The sequence below is a fragment of the Propionivibrio sp. genome, assembly GCF_049316945.1.
GTDB lineage: Bacteria > Pseudomonadota > Gammaproteobacteria > Burkholderiales > Rhodocyclaceae > Propionivibrio.
In genome coordinates this window covers 1-2,124 of record NZ_JBMOJE010000340.1, presented here as the reverse complement: position 1 = coordinate 2,124, position 2,124 = coordinate 1, and the positions used below count along the sequence as shown (strand labels likewise).

At 51.5% G+C, this 2,124-nt stretch carries 2 protein-coding genes, 1 tRNA gene and 1 pseudogene; all 4 read left to right on the top strand.

Annotated elements, in window-relative coordinates; all coding sequences use genetic code 11:
* Positions 1–365: pseudogene (locus tag ACOYNV_RS27830) on the top strand (RNA-dependent DNA polymerase); the annotation flags it as partial.
* 124 nt (positions 366–489) lie between these two features.
* Complete coding sequence (locus tag ACOYNV_RS27825) at positions 490–834, top strand: hypothetical protein (protein ID WP_422903069.1); 345 nt, start codon at positions 490–492, stop codon at positions 832–834.
* Positions 831–1,379 (top strand): DUF7338 family protein, encoded by a 549-nt coding sequence (locus tag ACOYNV_RS27820; protein WP_422903068.1) that lies wholly within the window; start codon positions 831–833, stop codon positions 1,377–1,379. Before ACOYNV_RS27825 ends, ACOYNV_RS27820 begins: the two co-directional genes overlap by 4 nt.
* A 284-nt stretch (positions 1,380–1,663) precedes the next feature.
* Positions 1,664–1,739 (top strand) — tRNA-His (locus ACOYNV_RS27815).
* Positions 1,740–2,124: the final 385 nt, after the last annotated feature.

Sequence of the window (2,124 nt, the reverse complement as noted above, 5' to 3'; positions counted from 1 at the left end):
ACAAAGCCCATCTTCACCAGGTTCGTGAAACCTTTGAAAAATTCCTTCTTAACCGTCTGCGCTTGAGAACGAATGCAAAAACACAAGTCTTCCCGATCACCTCATGGCCGGGAAGGCCGCTTGATTTTCTCGGCTACCGAATCTGGCCAACGCACCGCAAGCTGCGGACAAGTTCGATTCGTAGAATATCGAAGACCTTGAAGCGACTGCAGAAACTCTACGGCAAAGGCATGATTTCTCTCGATCGCATTCGGCAATCGGTGATTTCGTGGATTGGCCACGCTAAGCACGCCGAGTCGTTCGGTCTGCGGGGAAAGTTACTGGCGAAGTTCATTTTTATTAAAAACAGCGGGCGCGCCGGGTAGTTCGGAAATTTGCGGAGTTTTGTTGTTTTCGTAGGCGGGACAATAGCGGCAGTTGATTCGGCGATTTTTACTTTGACACGTCCAGATCAAGAAGTATGCGAGAAAATTACTGACAGGAGTTTCGATGATTTTTTTCACCAGCCGATTCATCCCGGAACGGTTCGCCGGGGTAACGCGCGGCCCGGTAATCTGCATCCGACCGGAGTACAAGGCTGATTCCGGACTTCTGGCGCACGAAGAAACTCACGTCAAGCAATGGCTTCGCACTTGTGGAATGCATTCGATTATCTATCTGTGCAGCAAGCGCTATCGCCTAGCCGCCGAAGTAGAAGCGTATCAGGCGCAAGCAAAGTGCTATAGCGATGACCGGATGCCAAAGTTTGCTCTGTTTCTCGCAAGCAATTACTCGCTGGATATTACTGCTGAGTATGCGCTGATGCGGCTGCGTTGTGATCGGGGGGGAGTATGACTTGGTTCCTGCTTCTTCCGCTGTGGTTCGTGTTCAACGTCTTGGCGCTGATCGTTGCGCCGATTCTCCCGCTATTCGCAAAGGATACATACGGATCAATCGACAACAACAACGGATTCGGCGTTGAGCCGAGGCTTCCGGCGTGGCTGTCATGGCTAATGACTTTTGACAACAGCCTTTGGGGGGACGGTGCTTTCAAGGCGCTGCATGATGGCGGGTACTGGTCGCAGGTTCAGTGGCTATGGCGCAACTCAGCCTACGGATTTGAGCGGTCTGTGCTTGCAGCCAATATCAAACCTTCAGACATTCCGGAAGTTAAAGGCGACCCTTGGATTGCAGACAAGCCGGAAGGAAAGCAAGGATGGTGTCTGGTTCTCATCGGTTCGTACTGGAATTTCATCTGGATCAAGAAGTACAGCGAGACGATGTGTTGCAAATTTGAAATGGGCTGGAAACTGAAAACCTATGCTGAACGACCGGATAGAGTTTTGACTGAGCCGGTCGCGCAGTTCGTGGTCAGTCCGAGAATTACGACTTTTAAGTAGTAGAATTGCCTCAAACAGAAACGGCTCTTTGTGGCCGTTTTTTTATGGATGCGGCGATGCAGTGATAACCAACCTGCCCCTCGACTTGATTCAGATGGATATTGGAGGGGCAGGCGGGTATTGATGGACTGTGCAAATAATGTGCGGTACTATGCGGCACTGCACGGCGTCAAGCGGGTTTTTTCCACGCTGCAACCATTGAAACAAGCGCTTAAAAGGTAGTGACTGTGCCTTCTAAGCCGGGGGTTGTGAGTTCGAGTCTCGCCGGGCGCACCAGAACAACGGCGGTGTTAGCTCAGTTGGTAGAGCATTGGATTGTGATTCCAAGGGTCACGGGTTCAAGCCCCGTACATCGCCCCAAAATTTCCCCGCTAATTCAACGAGTTAGCGGGGTTTTTCTTTTCTAGGCCCGGTATGAAAAATAATGCGGGTAAGCACCGGGTAAGCAAGGCAGGCATAAATAAGCCGATTTTCGGAATGTTATCCGCCATTCCGAAGCGTAAAACATGCCTCCAAATCGTTCACAATCGGCACGTGTTGAGTTTCCAGCGTGAGTCCATACACCCGGCATTAGACAAGTACAAAATTCTTTAGCGATGAAGAGAAAGAAGATCACTACGGCGACGGCGACCAGCTCACGGCTTGAGACAGATCAGCATCGACGGATCACCGAGCAGGCCAGCGCGACGGCAGCGGCTCACGGCTTGAGATTGAGCAGCATCGACGGATCACCAAGCAGGCCAGC